The sequence below is a fragment of the Streptococcus sp. Marseille-Q8145 genome, from assembly GCF_965112035.1.
Window position 1 is genome coordinate 552,408 of sequence record NZ_CBCOPQ010000002.1, and the last position, 15,909, is coordinate 568,316.

Here is a 15,909-nt window from a genome sequence, read left to right on the forward strand (position 1 = left end):
CAATTGCAGAAAGCTATTGATTTATTTAAACATAAAAAAGCTTGGATTTCTAAAATCCAAGCTTTTTTAGTTTAACGATGTTCAGCTCCTTGGTTAGAACTAGTTGAGCTGTTGGTTGTTCCAGAACTTGTTGAACTTGTTTGGGAACTAGAGTTGGTACTACTATGTTCTTCGCTAGATTCACTCGTACTTTGACTTGAAGATTCTGAGCTTGACTCAGAAGTGGAGCTTGAAGATGATTGGGTATAAGCGCGGCTGTAAGTAGAAGTACCATTGAGATAGAGATAGGATCCGCTACGGAAAAGTCCGCTTGGTGGTGTCCAGTCTTCATTGCTATTGCCTGTCAGATAGAGCATCATAGAGCGGTAAACATCGGTTGCCACCTTAACTCCATCATCTAAAACAGGAGTGAGGCGATTTGAGTAACCAGTCCAAACAGCCATAGAGTACTGTGGAGTGTAGCCAACAAATAGCTCGTCTGGTGTGACAATGCTAGAACTGTAGTAAGGTTTTGTCAACTTCTCTAGCTCATCATCTGCATAGTTGGAAGTACCAGTTTTACCTGCTTGATAGACTCCTGGAATTGCAGCATTAGTACCAGTTCCAGACTGAAGAACGGTCTTCATCATGTCGGTCATCATGTAGGCTGTCGTCTCTTTCATAGCTTTTGATCCGCCATTTGAAAAGACTTTTTCTGTACCGTCGCTAAAGACAACTCGGTTTACATATTGTGGTTTGTAATATGTACCGCCATTAGCAAAGGCAGCGTAGGCAGCAGCCATTTTTTCACTGCTTGCTCCATATTGGTTACCAGATTCGCTTGTATTACTTGAAATCGCATTAGAATAATGCATTTCAGGATAATTAATACCAAGGCCATTGAGGAACTTCAATGAATTATCTAATCCGACTGCTTCCAGCGATTTAACGGCTGGTACGTTACGGGATTCTTGGATAGCGTATTGGATAGTAATCCAGCCATAATAGCGTTTATCCCAGTTATAGACAGGAGTAGATGTTCCAGGGAAATAGTAAGGAGCATCTTGGATTGAGGCAGCAGTGGAAGTGAAAACATTGTATTCCAAGGCTGGGGCATAATCAGTGATTGGTTTCATGGTAGAACCCCAGTCGCGATTTGTTTCGACTGCTTGGTTGGTACCAAAAGAAACGTTGGAAGACTGATGGCGAGCACCCAGTTGGGCAATGACTTTCCCGTTGGTAACATCCATAACGGTTGATGCCACTTGCAGTTCATCATCTGGATAAGCAACATATTCTTCCGTGTTGTAAATATCCCACAATTTTTTCTGTGCTTCGGTATTAACGTTGGTATAAACTTCCATACCAGTCGTAAGGACATTGTAGCCAGTTTCTTCTTCGACTTGCTCAATAACTTCTTTCAAGTAGTTATCCATATAGGCAGGATAGCTAGCTGAATTTTTCAAGCTCTGTAAGCCGTCGGTCACTGGTGTATTGATAGCTTGTTCGTATTGTTCTGGTGAGATGTACTTGAGTTCATACATTTCAGATAATACGAGATTCCGACGCTGAGTGGCAGCTTCTGGATTTGTGTAAGGGTCATATTGGTTAGGAGCCTGAGGCATTCCTGCAAGCAGGGCAATTTGAGGAAGGGTCAAATCTTTCAAATCTTTGCCATAGTAACTTTGAGAAGCTGTTTGCATCCCGTAATTTCCATTGGACATATAGACTTTATTGACATAGTAGGTCAGGATTTCTTGCTTGGTAGCCTTTCGCTCAAGTTGAGTTGCCAGCCATGCTTCTTGGATTTTCCGAGAAAGGGTAGCATCCGCTGAGGAAGTGGAGAAATAAGTCAACTTGATCAACTGCTGGGTTAAGGTAGATCCCCCTTGACGTCCGCCTCCTTTCAGATTGCTCAGGAAGGCTCCTCCTATTCGAATGAAATCAACCCCACGGTGATTAAAGAAGCGGTGATCCTCAATCGCAACGATAGCATCTACTAGCTGTGTAGGGATCTGGTCTGTTGATGCATTGACCCGCTTTTCAGAACCGAGGTCCGCAATCAGATTGTTATCGCTATCGTAAATCTTACTTGAAGTTGTTGCGACAAGGTCCTTCTCAGAGAGGGTAGGAGACTTGGAGGCATAGTATGTGAAGACAAGAACGCCAGCCACAACTCCAATGATAAAGAGAGATAAGAGGACACTTGCAAGATATTTTAAGGCCTGCAAAAGGGTTTGTTTATTCATTTGTGATACCACCTAGTAGTTTTTGTTCGATAATTTCAAGGTAAGGGATGCTTGGAAATTGCTTTGTTTCGATTAAAAATCCATGTTCTTGAATGTAAGATAAAGGGAGGGATTTTCCGCCTTTATCCATCTTATAAAATGTAATGAGATAAGATGCCGGAAGTAGATAAGTCTCCCGCAAGCTAGAGAAGTGCAGTAAGACAAAGCAGATTCCTTTTTGCTGAAGGACAGCCTCCATATGTTCAATCTGGTGTAGATGGAAATTCTTCAGAGGCATAGCTGTTTTTTGCCGTGTTTCCTTGGCTTCAAAGTCAATATAATGTCCCTTAAAGACACCAGAATAATCAGTCGTGGATGCCTGTCGGAAGTAGGCCTCCACAATCTTTGCACGACTGCGTTGGGGATAGTCCACTTTGACAATTTGAATGGGTGTCGGTTTCTTATGAATGACAGCGAGCCCCCTACTCAAATAGTAGTTGTTGGATTCGTTGATCATCTTCTCAAAAGACATCCCGCGATTGGCAAAGTTAACAGCCGTCTTTGAACCTGGATGGGCTAGTTTACTTTTTATCTTTAGCTTGTGAGGGTAGTTGACCATAAAACTCCTTATTGGTACAATAACATCACTCTATTATATCATAAAAATATTTTTTGAGGGAGAATAAATGACAAGTCTATTAATTGTAGGGTATAAGGCTTTTGAACTTGGCATTACGAATGAGAAAGACATGCGCATCAATATCATCAAAGAAGCAGTCAGACGGGATTTACAGCGCCTGCTGGATGAAGGATTGGAGTGGCTTATCTTCACGGGGAATTTAGGTTTTGAAACTTGGGTTTTGGAAGTTGCTCGGGAATTAAGAGAAGATTATAATTTCAAGCTTGCTACGATTTTTCTTTTTGAAGATCAAGGAAAGAATTGGAATGAAGCAAATCAGGCTAAACTAGCGGATTTTAAACAAGTAGATTTTGTCAAATATGCTTATCCTAGCTATCAAAATCCGAGTCAGTTTCGTGAGTATAATCAATTTTTGCTTCAAAATACGGATGGAGCTTATCTATTTTACGATGAAGAAAATGAGACCAATCTTAAATATCTTTACAGGGAGATGAAGAATCAAGAACAGTATTTTATCAAAAAATTAACATTTGATGATTTGAATGAGGTTGCAGAAATTTTTTCGGAAAAGTAGGGTATAAATCTTGCTTTTTATAGGTGATTTCGTATATAATTGGATATGATAAACTAGATTGGAGTGAGAGCATGGCGAGTATTATTTATACAGCAAAAGATATTTTTGATCAAGACTTTAAGCGTGAAGTGCGAGGATATAGCAAGGCTGAAGTGGATGAATTTTTAGATGATGTAATCAAGGATTATGAAACTTATGCAGCCTTGGTAAAGGAGTTACGTGAGGAGATTGCCCTTCTGAAGGAACAAGTATCGAATCAAGAAACTGCTACTCCTTCAACGCCTAGTCAGCCAGCTCAACCAACAATTGAGATGCCACAGATGGGAACAGCGACTAATTTCGATATTTTGAAACGCTTAAGCCGTTTGGAAAAGGAAGTTTTTGGCAAGCAAATTCTGGACAGCGAAGAGCAATAATGTTGCAGAGTGCAATTTTTGGATAATCGCGTGAAGATGTGATATTTTCATGAGGAAAGTCCATGCTAGCACCGGCTGTGATGCTGGTAGTGTTTGTGCTAGGCGAAACAATAAGCCTAGGGACGGAGCAATCCGTTACGGCGACTGAAAAGGCTAAGTCTTTAGATAGGTCTGAATAGGTCTGAAAGTGCCACAGTGACGTAGTTCTTCTGGAAACAGAAGAAGTGGAACGCGGTAAACCCCTCAAGCTAGCAACCCAAACTTTGGTCGGGGCACGGAATGCGTGGAAACGAACATAGCATTCTGACTGGAAACAGTAGACAGATGATTATCGAAGGAGATGGTACCTAGTCATTTCTGGAACAAAACATGGCTTATAGAAAATTGCACATAGGTTAGCTAGCGTATGCTAGCTTTTTGATTAAGGTATAGATTCCCTTTGACAGAAGTGAGCTGAAGGGATAAAATGAGGAAAGCAAGGCTTTTCTCAAGAGGATCGTCAAGCGAGAGTATTCTGCTTTCTAGCTGAGGCTAGTTTTTAACGGTGTGGCCAATCAGAAATTGATAGAGTAAGAAAGAATGAAAGAAAGATTTAATTTAATTGCTACTGCAGCAGCAGGTCTGGAAGCTGTGGTCGGCCGTGAGATTCGGGATTTGGGTCTAGATTGTCAGGTTGAAAATGGCCGCGTTCGCTTTAACGGCGACATGGCTACTATCATTCAAACCAATCTCTGGCTGCGCTCAGCGGATCGGATTAAGATTGTTGTGGGCACCTTTCCAGCTAAAACATTTGAAGAACTTTTTCAAGGTGTCTTTGCTTTGGACTGGGAAAATTATCTGCCCTTAGGTGCCAAATTTCCCATTTCTAAAGCTAAATGCGTCAAGTCAAAACTCCATAATGAACCTAGTGTTCAAGCCATTTCAAAAAAAGCAGTTGTGAAAAAACTGCAAAAGCATTATGCTCGTCCAGAAGGTGTCCCCTTGCAGGAAAATGGAGCAGAGTTTAAGATTGAAGTTTCCATTTTAAAAGACCTTGTGACGGTCATGATTGATACCAGCGGTTCTAGCTTGTTCAAACGTGGCTATCGGATTGAGAAGGGCGGAGCGCCAATCAAGGAAAATATGGCAGCTGCGATTTTACTTTTGTCAAACTGGTATCCAGACAAACCCTTGATTGACCCGACTTGCGGATCAGGAACTTTCTGTATCGAAGCGGCTATGATTGGGATGAAGATGGCGCCAGGTTTACACCGTTCCTTTGCTTTTGAAGACTGGAATTGGGTAGACAAGGACTTGGTACGTTGGCTTCGGGCAGAGGCCCTAGCTCAGATTGACCAAGATATTCAGCTGGATATTTCAGGTTCTGACTTGGATGCCCGTTTGGTAGAGATTGCCAAGAAAAATGCGGAAGAAGCGGGTGTTGCTGACCAGATTCACTTTAAGCAAATGCGTCTGCAAGACCTTCATACGGACAAGATCAATGGCGTCATTATTTCCAATCCGCCTTATGGTGAGCGTTTGTTGGACGATGATGCGGTAACCAAGCTTTATCAAGAAATGGGAGAAACCTTTGCTCCTTTGAAGACCTGGAGTAAATTTATCTTGACCAGTGATGAGGCCTTTGAAGCCAAATATGGCAGTCAGGCGGATAAAAAGCGAAAACTTTACAATGGTACTTTAAAAGTTGATTTATATCAATACTTTGGCCAAAGGGTCAAAAGACAACTAGATTAGAAAGGAAATGCTGTGAGCAAAGAAGAAAAGATGCCAACAGAGCAAGAATCAAAGGAAACCGTTCTTGACTTAGAAGATGCGAAAGAGATGACGGTCGGTCAGGCTGCTCGGAAAAACGAGGAAGTCGAAGCTGGTGTGACTGAAGGAGACAATATCCTTGATAAATACATCAAGCAACACCGAGATGAAATCGAAGCAGGGAAATTTGAAACCCAAAAGCTGAGAATCATGGAAGAGCTGGCACAACAAAAAGAAGCTTTGATACAAGAGACCATCAAACAGCTTAAGAGTCAGTCTCAGGCGAAGGAAAATACTGCCAATGTGCCATTACCTTCGGTGCAGCCAGTGAAAGCAGAAGCTGCAAACTCGGCAAATGTAGAGGCTACAAAGGCCGCACAACCAGCGCTAACAGTTGCAGCTGAAGCACCAATCATCCCGGCAACAAAGCCGGTATCAAATCCAGTTCCGACAGTATTTGAAGATGAGGACGAGCCTGAGACAAAACCTTTCTACAAGAAGAAAGGCTTCCTATACTCGGCCTTAGGTCTTGTAGCACTTGCCGCTGGAACGACTTGGTATTTTCATCAAGGGTGGGGGAGCCACAAGTCGACAACTGGTTCCGGTTCGACCGTTTCTTCTAGCAAAAAGAAATCTGCAAGTTCCAGTGAAGCTAAGAAAGAGGCTGCTAAAGAATTTGAAGACCTTTATGCCAGCTTCTTTACGGATAGTAGTCAGACAGCTATCAAAAATGACAAGTTTGGCGATTTGGATAAGCTGAAAGCTAAGTTAGATGTCTTAACTGGCAGCTCAGAATATACAGCTGCTAAGAAGAAATATGATGACCTTGTCAAGCAAATTTCTGCTATCCAAAGTGTGAATTCGCAATTCAATACGGGTGCTATCGTTGATGGTCTCTTGAAGACGGATGCCCAAGTGAAAGAAAACGCTAATCTTCCAGATGTATCGACAGGTAATAGCAAGTTGGATGAGGTCTTGAAGGCGGCTATTGCTCAAGGACGCAGTCAGCAGCTACCAGCACCGGCGCCTAGTCCAACAGTGGAACCGTCAGCGCCATCAACAACACCAACAGTGCCAGCTGCACCATCAACGCCGCCAGCTGTTAATCCAGCGCCTAGTGATCCTAGTGGCATTAGAAATGCAGAAACTGGTATCGGACTGCCAAGTGCAGGAGTTAACCTCCAGCGCCACCTTAGCCGTGTGCCTTACAATCAAGCAGCTATCGATGATGTGAACAATCCTGCTTGGACATTCAATCCAGGTGTTTTAGAAACGATCCTCAAGGTGTCTCGCGAGCGTGGCTATATCACAGGAGATCAGTTTATCCTTGAAAAAGTTAACATTGTCAAGGGGAATGGCTACTACAATCTCTATAAACCAGATGGTACTTATCTATTTAGTATGAACTGTAAGACAGGCTACTTTGTAGGGAATGGAGCTGGGTATGCAGAAGATTTGGATTATTAATCACCTTTCTCGCTAACTCATTCAAAATATGATAAAGAAAAAGTTAGACGGTTCTGAGTCAAGTATCTTGGGTCAGCCGTCTAGCTTTTTTGTATAAATAGTTACTTATTGTTAATTACTATATTAACCTGTAGTTTAAATCTCTAGGTTAATATGGATAGTTTAAAATAGCTTGATTTATCAAGCTTATTGTCATTAAATAAAGATTTCAATAGATTGAATTCTTGTCTTATTTTTGTTAAAATACTATCTGGAGCATTAGGGCGCCTAGAATAAAAATGTAAAAAAGTGTGTATTTTTGCTTATAAACTATAGCATTCAATAAGCCAGCTTCTTTGCTAATGGTCATGAGATTAACAAAAACTGGCATGTTGGAAAAGGAAAGGAAAAGGATGTTTCGAAGTAAGAAATATAACAAAGATTTCGAGATTATTGACGAAAAGAAGCGGTATAAGCTCTATAAGTCTGGGAAAAATTGGGTAAAAGCTTCAAATTCTCAACTCGATCTTTTTCGTATCGGTGGAATGGGAGAAGTTGTCTCAAGCAGCTTGTCAGATACTGAAGAGCTTGATCACGACCATCTGAGCCTCAATACTCTTGCAGGTCTGGGAGGGATATTAGCCGCTGGGGCAGCGGGGCTAATGGTGACTCAGGAGCAGTCTGTCTATGCAGATGAAATATCTGAATCTACTGATAAAGCAGTTATTTCAGCTGAAGTCAAGGACAATGAAGAAGCAACAGAAGCAAGTACAAATTCGATCATTGCTCAAGCGCAAGCAGAAATGCGAAAAGCAAAAGCAGAACAGGCTTCTGAGTTGGCCTCTGTTTCAGTTAGTCAGTCAGTCAGCGCTTCTGTCTCTACAAGTGAGTCAGTCTCTCTTAGCATCTCGACTAGCCAGTCTGTTAGTCAATCGATCAGCCAATCAGTTTCGGCTAGTAGCTCAGTTTCTATCAGCCAGTCTGTATCTGCTAGTAGTTCTGTCTTGGCTAGCAAGTCAGTGAGTGCTGAGCCTGCTACAAAAGGAACAGGAAGCAAAGCACCAGCTAAGCTAGAAAGTGCCAGTAGCGCAGCTTCTCTAAAGCAGGATAAAGCCTTGGCTAGTGCATCGGCTGATAGCTCTGTCTCAGCTTCTACTTCTGCATCACTGGATATCAAGGTTAATGTTGCTGATAGCTTTGTCTCAGCTAGTGCAGGACTAGGTTTAGCTAGCGCTAGTTTGAGTAATAGTCAAGCCCTCGCAACCAGCAATAACCTAGCCGCTGGAGTAGTGGTGGACAAAAAAAATCAAGCCCAAGGCAAGGATGCGCTCAAACAAGCTGAGAAGAGTCAAACGGTAGATAAGACTGTGACCACTTCGCCAAAAGAGTCTGGCCGATCAGGCTTCCGCAGTGCCAGTCAATCAACAAGTGAATCGAATGTTTCTGTAGTGTCAAGTTTGTCTATTGAACAGAGTGGATCGACGACAGCAATTGACCAGCAACCTTCTACTTCAAAAGAAGCAAAGAACCTTGAAATTGACTCAGCTGAATTAAAAATAACTGAAATTACTGGTAAGAATAGTGTTAGTGGAGTTCAATCAACTTCTCTCACAACTAGCTTAATTGAAGCTGCTGCGGTTGCATTAGCATCTTCAGAAGTCACTGCTAAACAACAAGAAGAAAACCGTAGGAAGTTGACCAATCTTTCAGCTGAAATAGGTGACTATCTAGCAAAAGCGGTTGATTTACCAAATACGGATTCAGCTCTTGCTAAGGCCAATGCTGCAGTAACAGAAATTGAAAAAGCCCTGACTGATCCAACTAGTGATTTAACAACAGTAGTGCAAAAAGCTACTTCAGCGCGTAATTCGATTGTCAATGCTGTGTTGGCGGCTAATTCTGGTGTGCGTGATGCACGAAATGGGGCAGAAATTGCTAGAGGGGCACACTCACGTGCAGCCTCTAAACCACCTACGATTTCTATGCCATCTACTATCACAATTTATAATGATGAAGCAGTCAATAATTTTCAGATAAGGCTGAATGATGATCAAGGGATGGCTAAAATCACGGGCTCCCCATCCAATGCTATTATTACAGGTTTAAATGCACCGAACTATCCAACTAACAAGAAAGGGGTATTTGGAGATCTATATATCTATGATCAATCGGGGAGACAAATAGGTGCCCAAAGGTCATACACCATTGACATAATAGGGACAGTGGGTCGTGAAAACAGAACTTGGAAACCCTATAAGCCTGGTACCTATGTTCTGGAATATACAGTAACAGATATTCATGGTCAGACTGCTACAGCACGTACGAATTTCCATATTAAGGGATTTAATGAACGAAACAACCCAGTTAGTGGGGATACCGTTATTGTTAAGAATCCATCTTCTTTGACTGTAAGTGAACGCAATCAAGTACTTGAAAAATTTAAAGAAAAAAACCAGTCGCTTTTATCTGGTAGTGATTTTACGAAAGATGGCGTAACCGGAACGATTTCGGTAGCTGAAAATGGGAATATTACCATTACCTATCGTGATAATACTACAGCTGTTATCCCAGCTAATGTGGATGCTGTTCCAGTTCCAAGTGCGACGGTGACTCGTAACGGTCAAACCCTGACCCCTGTAAATGGTAACTATATTGTGTACGCAGGAGATGATATTCAAATTAATTTCACTGCTACAGATAATAGCGGGCAATTATCAGAATTTAAGATCGTTTCAAATGCAGATGCAAATGGTTCAGCCCTTAAAAATAATTTCTTTGAAGATAATAAATATGGGACGGGAACAGTAGATCATTTAACGGGGAATATCACAGCGACTACTGCTAGTCCAGCTCGCATTACAGTAAGAGCTCATTTGAATGATAATCTAGAGTATGATAAAAATGGTAGAAATAGTTGGCAACGCAATGCAGTAGCAACGGATAAGGCTGGTAATAGAAATAGTGCAGGAAATGATTCACCGGGCAATGTCCGTATTGTGCAAGGTAGGCTGACAGATATTATGGAAGGGGTAGCACCGACTGAAACCTTCCAAGTAGAGAATGTTTCTCAATTAAAACCTCAAGAAAAAACTCGTATATTGGCGACTGTTGAGAAACTAAACAATAAGCAGGAAAAACGTATTGATTCCTTTACTATTAGTAACAATGGAACAGTTACCATTATCTATAAAGATAAGACTACGGATACGTTCACTGTAAAACTTTCTGATAGTGAGTATAAGAGTAGCAGTACTTCAATTAGTCTAAGTCAAAGACAATCAACCAGTGCCTCAGTAAGTGCTAGTACATCAGCGAGTGCGTCGGCTTCAACGAGCGCCAGCCATTCAGTTTCTGCTAGCCAGAGCTTGTCTACTTCCTTGCGCAATAGCCAATCGGCATCGATGAGCGCCAGCCGCTCGGTTTCAGCGAGAAATAGTGTTTCGGCCTCAGTGAGCGGTAGTCAGTCTGTCTCAGTGAGTCAGAGCGCTGCTTCATTGAGCGCCAGCCGTTCAGTTTCTGCTAGCCAGAGCTTGTCTACTTCCTTGCGCAATAGCCAATCGGCATCGATGAGCGCCAGCCGTTCGGTTTCAGCGAGTAATAGTGTTTCTGGCTCGGTTAGCGGTAGTCAGTCTGTCTCAGTGAGTCAGAGCACCGCTTCATTGAGCGCCAGCCGTTCGGTTTCAGCGAGCAATAGTGTTTCTGGCTCGGTTAGCGGTAGTCAGTCTGTCTCAGTGAGTCAGAGCACCGCTTCATTGAGCTTGAGCCAGTCTGTTTCAGTAAGCACAAGTGCCTCAGCGTCACTGAGCTTGAGTCAGTCTGTCTCAACAAGCGCAAGTGCTTCAGCGTCATTGAGTGGTAGTCAATCCGTCTCATTGAGCAATAGTGCTTCAGCATCGTTGAGCTTGAGTCGGTCAGTTTCATTAAGTAAGAGCGCCTCCGCTTCACTGAGTGGTAGTCAATCCGTCTCACTAAGTAAGAGTGCTTCAACTTCATTGAGTGGTAGCCAGTCTGTCTCAGTAAGTGCCAGTGCTTCAGCGTCAGTAAGCCTGAGCCAGTCAGTTTCAACAAGTGCCTCTGCTTCAACCTCATTGAGCACCAGCCAGTCTGTCTCAGCAAGTGAATCTGCTTCAAGCTCATTGAGCGTGAGTCAATCAGCTTCAGCAAGCACAAGCGCTTCAGCGTCACTGAGCTTGAGCCAGTCAGTTTCATTGAGCACGAGCGCTTCAGCTTCACTGAGTGGTAGTCAATCTGTCTCATTGAGTAATAGTGCTTCAGCATCAGTAAGCTTGAGCCAATCCGTTTCAACAAGTGCAAGTGCCTCAGCATCATTGAGCCTGAGCCAATCAGTTTCAGCAAGTGAATCAGCCTCAGCTTCGTTGAGTGGCAGCCAATCTGTCTCAACAAGCGCAAGTGCTTCAGCGTCAATGAGCTTGAGCCAGTCAGTCTCAGTAAGTGCCAGTGCTTCAGCTTCGTTGAGTGGTAGTCAATCTGTCTCAGTAAGTGCCAGTGCTTCAGCATCAGTAAGCTTGAGTCAATCCGTTTCAGCAAGCGAGTTAGCTTCAGCGTCATTGAGCTTGAGCCAGTCAGTCTCAGTAAGTGCAAGTGCTTCAGCATCAGTAAGCTTGAGTCAATCAGTTTCAACAAGCGAGTCTGCTTCAGCGTCAATGAGCTTGAGCCAGTCAGTCTCAGTAAGTGCAAGTGCTTCAGCTTCGTTGAGTGGTAGTCAATCTGTCTCAGTAAGTGCAAGTGCTTCAGCATCAGTAAGCTTGAGTCAATCAGTTTCAACAAGCGAGTCAGCTTCAGCGTCAATGAGCTTGAGTCAGTCAGTTTCAACAAGTGAATCAGCTTCAACGTCATTGAGCACCAGTCAGTCAGTCTCAGTAAGCACAAGTGCCTCAGCTTCGTTGAGCTTGAGTCAATCAGTTTCAACAAGTGCAAGTGCCTCAACCTCATTGAGCACCAGCCAGTCTGTCTCAGTAAGTGCAAGTGCTTCAGCATCAGTAAGCTTGAGCCAGTCAGTTTCAACAAGCGAGTCTGCTTCAGCATCAATAAGCCTGAGCCAGTCAGTTTCAACAAGTGCTTCAGCTTCAACGTCATTGAGCTTGAGCCAGTCAGTTTCAACAAGCGAGTCTGCTTCAGCGTCATTGAGCTTGAGTCAATCCGTTTCAACAAGTGCAAGTGCCTCAGCATCAGTAAGCTTGAGTCAATCCGTTTCAACAAGCGAGTCAGCTTCAGCATCAGTAAGCCTGAGCCAGTCTGTCTCAGCAAGTGAGTCTGCTTCAGCGTCATTGAGCTTGAGCCAGTCTGTCTCAGTAAGTGCCAGTGCTTCAGCATCAGTAAGCCTGAGCCAGTCCGTTTCAACAAGTGAATCAGCTTCAACCTCAATGAGCGCAAGCCAGTCTGCTTCAGCGTCATTGAGCACCAGCCAGTCTGTCTCAGCAAGCGAGTCTGCTTCAGCGTCAATGAGCTTGAGCCAGTCTGTCTCAGCAAGTGCCAGTGCTTCAGCATCAGTAAGCTTGAGTCAGTCAGTTTCAACAAGCGAGTCAGCTTCAGCGTCATTGAGCACAAGTCAGTCTGTCTCAGTAAGCGCAAGTGCTTCAGCGTCAATGAGCTTGAGCCAGTCTGTATCAGCAAGCACAAGTGCCTCAACTTCATTGAGCGCAAGCCAGTCTGTCTCAGCAAGCACAAGCACTTCAGCGTCAATGAGCTTGAGCCAGTCTGTCTCAGTAAGTGCCAGTGCTTCAGCATCAGTAAGCCTAAGCCAGTCCGTTTCAACCAGCGCAAGTGCCTCAGCATCGTTGAGCTTGAGTCAATCAGTTTCAACAAGCGAGTCTGCTTCAGCGTCAATGAGCGCAAGCCAGTCCGTTTCAACAAGTGAATCAGCTTCAACCTCAATGAGCGCAAGCCAGTCAGTCTCAACAAGCGAGTCTGCTTCAGCGTCATTGAGCACAAGTCAGTCTGTATCAGTAAGCACAAGTGCTTCAGCATCAGTAAGCCTGAGCCAGTCTGTATCAGCAAGTGAATCAGCCTCAACCTCATTGAGCACAAGTCAGTCTGTATCAGCAAGTGCAAGTGCCTCAGCATCAGTAAGCTTGAGCCAGTCTGTCTCAGCAAGCACAAGCACTTCAGCATCAGTAAGCCTGAGCCAGTCTGTATCAACAAGCGAGTCTGCTTCAGCGTCATTGAGCGCAAGCCAGTCAGTTTCAGCAAGTGAATCAGCTTCAACCTCATTGAGCACAAGTCAGTCTGTATCAGTAAGCACAAGTGCTTCAGCGTCATTGAGCTTGAGCCAGTCAGTTTCAACAAGCGCAAGTGCTTCAGCGTCATTGAGCTTGAGTCAATCTGTTTCAACAAGCGCAAGTGCTTCAGCATCGTTGAGCTTGAGCCAGTCAGTTTCAACAAGTGCCTCAGCTTCAACCTCAATGAGCTTGAGCCAGTCAGTCTCAGCAAGTGAGTCTGCTTCAGCGTCAATGAGCGCAAGCCAGTCTGTATCAACAAGTACAAGCGCCTCAGCATCAATGAGCTTGAGCCAGTCAGTTTCAACAAGTGCCTCAGCTTCAGCATCATTGAGCGCAAGCCAGTCCGTTTCAACAAGTGAGTCTGCTTCAGCCTCATTGAGCTTGAGTCAGTCAGTCTCAACAAGTGCAAGTGCCTCAGCGTCACTGAGCTTGAGCCAGTCAGTCTCAGCAAGTACAAGCGCTTCAGCATCGTTGAGCTTGAGCCAATCAGTTTCAATAAGCGCAAGTGCCTCAGCGTCATTGAGCTTGAGCCAGTCAGTCTCAGCAAGCACAAGCACTTCAACATCAGTAAGCTTGAGTCAATCAGTTTCAACAAGTGAATCAGCTTCATCTTCGTTGAGCTTGAGCCAGTCAGTTTCAACAAGCGCAAGTGCTTCAGCGTCATTGAGCTTGAGCCAATTCGTTTCAACAAGCGCAAGTGCCTCAGCGTCACTGAGCCTGAGTCAATCAGTTTCGGCAAGCGAATCTGCTTCAACTTCATTGAGCGCAAGCCAGTCTGTATCAGCAAGTGCAAGTGCTTCCGCATCGTTGAGCTTGAGTCAATCAGTTTCAACAAGCGAGTCTGCTTCAGCGTCCTTGAGTTTGAGTCAATCTGTCTCAGCAAGTGCAAGTGCCTCAACTTCATTGAGCTTAAGTCAATCCGTTTCAACAAGTGAATCAGCTTCAGCGTCATTGAGTACCAGCCAGTCAGTCTCAGCAAGTGCAAGTGCTTCAGCATCAGTAAGCCTGAGCCAGTCCGTTTCAACAAGCGAGTCTGCTTCAGCGTCATTGAGCGCAAGCCAGTCTGTCTCAGCAAGCGTAAGTGCCTCAACTTCATTGAGCTTGAGCCAATCAGTTTCAACAAGCACAAGCGCTTCAGCATCGTTGAGCTTGAGCCAGTCAGTCTCAGCAAGCACAAGCACTTCAACATCAGTAAGCTTGAGTCAATCAGTTTCAACAAGTGAATCAGCTTCATCTTCGTTGAGCTTGAGCCAGTCAGTTTCAACAAGCGCAAGTGCTTCAGCGTCATTGAGCTTGAGCCAATTCGTTTCAACAAGCACAAGTGCTTCAGCATCAGTAAGTCTGAGTCAGTCAGTCTCAGCAAGCACAAACACTTCAGCGTCAGTAAGCCTGAGCCAGTCAGTCTCAGCAAGCACAAGCACTTCAGCATCAGTAAGCTTGAGTCAATCCGTTTCAACAAGTGCAAGTGCTTCAGCATCAGTAAGCCTGAGCCAATCAGTTTCAACAAGTGAGTCTGCTTCAGCGTCCTTGAGCACCAGCCAGTCTGTATCAGTAAGCACAAGTGCCTCAGCTTCATTGAGCGCAAGCCAGTCAGTTTCAACAAGCGCAAGTGCCTCAGCGTCACTGAGCCTGAGTCAATCAGTTTCGGCAAGCGAATCTGCTTCAACTTCATTGAGCACTAGCCAGTCTGTATCAGCAAGTGCAAGTGCTTCCGCATCGTTGAGCTTGAGTCAATCAGTTTCAACAAGCGAGTCTGCTTCAGCGTCCTTGAGTTTGAGTCAATCTGTCTCAGCAAGTGCAAGTGCCTCAACTTCATTGAGCTTAAGTCAATCCGTTTCAACAAGTGAATCAGCTTCAGCGTCATTGAGTACCAGCCAGTCAGTCTCAGCAAGTGCAAGTGCTTCAGCATCAGTAAGCCTGAGCCAGTCCGTTTCAACAAGCGAGTCTGCTTCAGCGTCATTGAGCGCAAGCCAGTCTGTCTCAGCAAGCGTAAGTGCCTCAACTTCATTGAGCTTGAGCCAATCAGTTTCAACAAGCACAAGCGCTTCAGCATCGTTGAGCTTGAGCCAGTCAGTCTCAGCAAGCACAAGCGCTTCAGCATCGTTGAGCTTGAGCCAGTCAGTCTCAGCAAGCACAAGCACTTCAACATCAGTAAGCTTGAGTCAATCAGTTTCAACAAGTGAATCAGCTTCATCTTCGTTGAGCTTGAGCCAGTCAGTTTCAACAAGCGCAAGTGCTTCAGCGTCATTGAGCTTGAGCCAATTCGTTTCAACAAGCACAAGTGCTTCAGCATCAGTAAGTCTGAGTCAGTCAGTCTCAGCAAGCACAAACACTTCAGCGTCAGTAAGCCTGAGCCAGTCAGTCTCAGCAAGCACAAGCACTTCAGCATCAGTAAGCTTGAGTCAATCCGTTTCAACAAGTGCAAGTGCTTCAGCATCAGTAAGCCTGAGCCAATCAGTTTCAACAAGTGAGTCTGCTTCAGCGTCCTTGAGCACCAGCCAGTCTGTATCAGTAAGCACAAGTGCCTCAGCTTCATTGAGCGCAAGCCAGTCAGTTTCAACAAGCGCAAGTGCCTCAGCGTCACTGAGCCTGAGTCAATCAGTTTCGGCAAGCGAATCTGCTTCAACTTCATTGA

The 15,909-nt window shown here is 44.3% G+C and carries 9 protein-coding genes, 1 other RNA gene and 2 pseudogenes; 7 read left to right on the top strand and 5 right to left on the bottom strand.

The window, feature by feature from the left end:
• Positions 1-71: 71 nt before the first annotated feature.
• Together pbp1a and recU are read right to left on the bottom strand one after the other, a co-directional pair.
• Positions 72-2,228 (bottom strand): penicillin-binding protein PBP1A, encoded by a 2,157-nt coding sequence (gene pbp1a, locus ACWPVL_RS06135; RefSeq protein ID WP_454387600.1) that lies wholly within the window; start codon positions 2,226-2,228, stop codon positions 72-74.
• Complete coding sequence (gene recU, locus ACWPVL_RS06140; RefSeq protein WP_048791825.1) at positions 2,221-2,826, bottom strand: Holliday junction resolvase RecU; 606 nt, start codon at positions 2,824-2,826, stop codon at positions 2,221-2,223. The genes pbp1a and recU overlap by 8 nt, the downstream gene beginning before the upstream one ends.
• 67 nt (positions 2,827-2,893) lie before the next feature.
• Between recU and ACWPVL_RS06145 the strand changes: the two genes are divergently transcribed.
• The 6 genes and pseudogenes from ACWPVL_RS06145 to ACWPVL_RS06170 form a co-directional block, all read left to right on the top strand.
• Positions 2,894-3,421 (top strand): DUF1273 domain-containing protein, encoded by a 528-nt coding sequence (locus ACWPVL_RS06145; RefSeq protein WP_454387602.1) that lies wholly within the window; start codon positions 2,894-2,896, stop codon positions 3,419-3,421.
• 71 nt (positions 3,422-3,492) lie between these two features.
• Positions 3,493-3,837 (top strand): cell division regulator GpsB, encoded by a 345-nt coding sequence (gene gpsB / locus ACWPVL_RS06150; RefSeq protein WP_062005712.1) that lies wholly within the window; start codon positions 3,493-3,495, stop codon positions 3,835-3,837.
• Positions 3,838-3,851: 14 nt separating this feature from the next.
• Positions 3,852-4,219: RNase P RNA component class B (gene rnpB, locus ACWPVL_RS06155), an RNA gene on the top strand.
• A 197-nt stretch (positions 4,220-4,416) separates the two neighbouring features.
• Positions 4,417-5,571 (top strand): THUMP domain-containing class I SAM-dependent RNA methyltransferase, encoded by a 1,155-nt coding sequence (locus ACWPVL_RS06160; RefSeq protein ID WP_454387604.1) that lies wholly within the window; start codon positions 4,417-4,419, stop codon positions 5,569-5,571.
• Positions 5,572-5,583: 12 nt separating this feature from the next.
• Complete coding sequence (locus ACWPVL_RS06165) at positions 5,584-7,056, top strand: cell division site-positioning protein MapZ family protein (protein WP_454387606.1); 1,473 nt, start codon at positions 5,584-5,586, stop codon at positions 7,054-7,056.
• Positions 7,057-7,448: 392 nt separating this feature from the next.
• A pseudogene (locus tag ACWPVL_RS06170) lies at positions 7,449-7,586 on the top strand (KxYKxGKxW signal peptide domain-containing protein); the annotation flags it as partial.
• A 377-nt stretch (positions 7,587-7,963) separates the two neighbouring features.
• Here ACWPVL_RS06170 and ACWPVL_RS06175 read toward each other — a convergent pair.
• Positions 7,964-8,212: a hypothetical protein gene (locus ACWPVL_RS06175; protein WP_454387608.1), complete on the bottom strand. Its 249-nt coding sequence runs from the start codon at positions 8,210-8,212 to the stop codon at positions 7,964-7,966.
• Between ACWPVL_RS06175 and ACWPVL_RS06180 the strand changes: the two are divergent.
• Positions 8,151-10,238: pseudogene (locus tag ACWPVL_RS06180) on the top strand (sialoglycan-binding domain-containing protein); the annotation flags it as partial. The gene ACWPVL_RS06175 and the pseudogene ACWPVL_RS06180 sit on opposite strands and share 62 nt — an antisense overlap.
• Before the next feature lie 505 nt (positions 10,239-10,743).
• On the opposite strand, the gene ACWPVL_RS06185 reads toward ACWPVL_RS06180, so the two are convergent.
• Both ACWPVL_RS06185 and ACWPVL_RS06190 read right to left on the bottom strand, forming a co-directional pair.
• The gene (locus ACWPVL_RS06185) at positions 10,744-14,946 is read right to left on the bottom strand and encodes a hypothetical protein (protein WP_454387610.1); all 4,203 of its coding nucleotides are present in this window, start codon (positions 14,944-14,946) and stop codon (positions 10,744-10,746) included.
• Positions 14,947-14,952: 6 nt separating this feature from the next.
• Entirely contained in the window at positions 14,953-15,906 is a 954-nt protein-coding gene (locus ACWPVL_RS06190; RefSeq protein ID WP_454387612.1) for a hypothetical protein, read from the bottom strand.
• Positions 15,907-15,909 lie beyond the last annotated feature (3 nt).

Bases quoted from the DNA above. Each gene is read 5' to 3' on its own strand.
- pbp1a (WP_454387600.1), bottom strand. From the start codon at position 2,228: ATGAATAAACAAACCCTTTTGCAGGCCTTAAAATATCTTGCAAGTGTC.
- recU (WP_048791825.1), bottom strand. From the start codon at position 2,826: ATGGTCAACTACCCTCACAAGCTAAAGATAAAAAGTAAACTAGCCCAT.
- ACWPVL_RS06145 (WP_454387602.1), top strand. From the start codon at position 2,894: ATGACAAGTCTATTAATTGTAGGGTATAAGGCTTTTGAACTTGGCATT.
- gpsB (WP_062005712.1), top strand. From the start codon at position 3,493: ATGGCGAGTATTATTTATACAGCAAAAGATATTTTTGATCAAGACTTT.
- ACWPVL_RS06160 (WP_454387604.1), top strand. From the start codon at position 4,417: ATGAAAGAAAGATTTAATTTAATTGCTACTGCAGCAGCAGGTCTGGAA.
- ACWPVL_RS06185 (WP_454387610.1), bottom strand. From the start codon at position 14,946: ATGAAGTTGAAGCAGATTCGCTTGCCGAAACTGATTGACTCAGGCTCA.
- ACWPVL_RS06190 (WP_454387612.1), bottom strand. From the start codon at position 15,906: ATGAAGTTGAAGCAGATTCGCTTGCCGAAACTGATTGACTCAGGCTCA.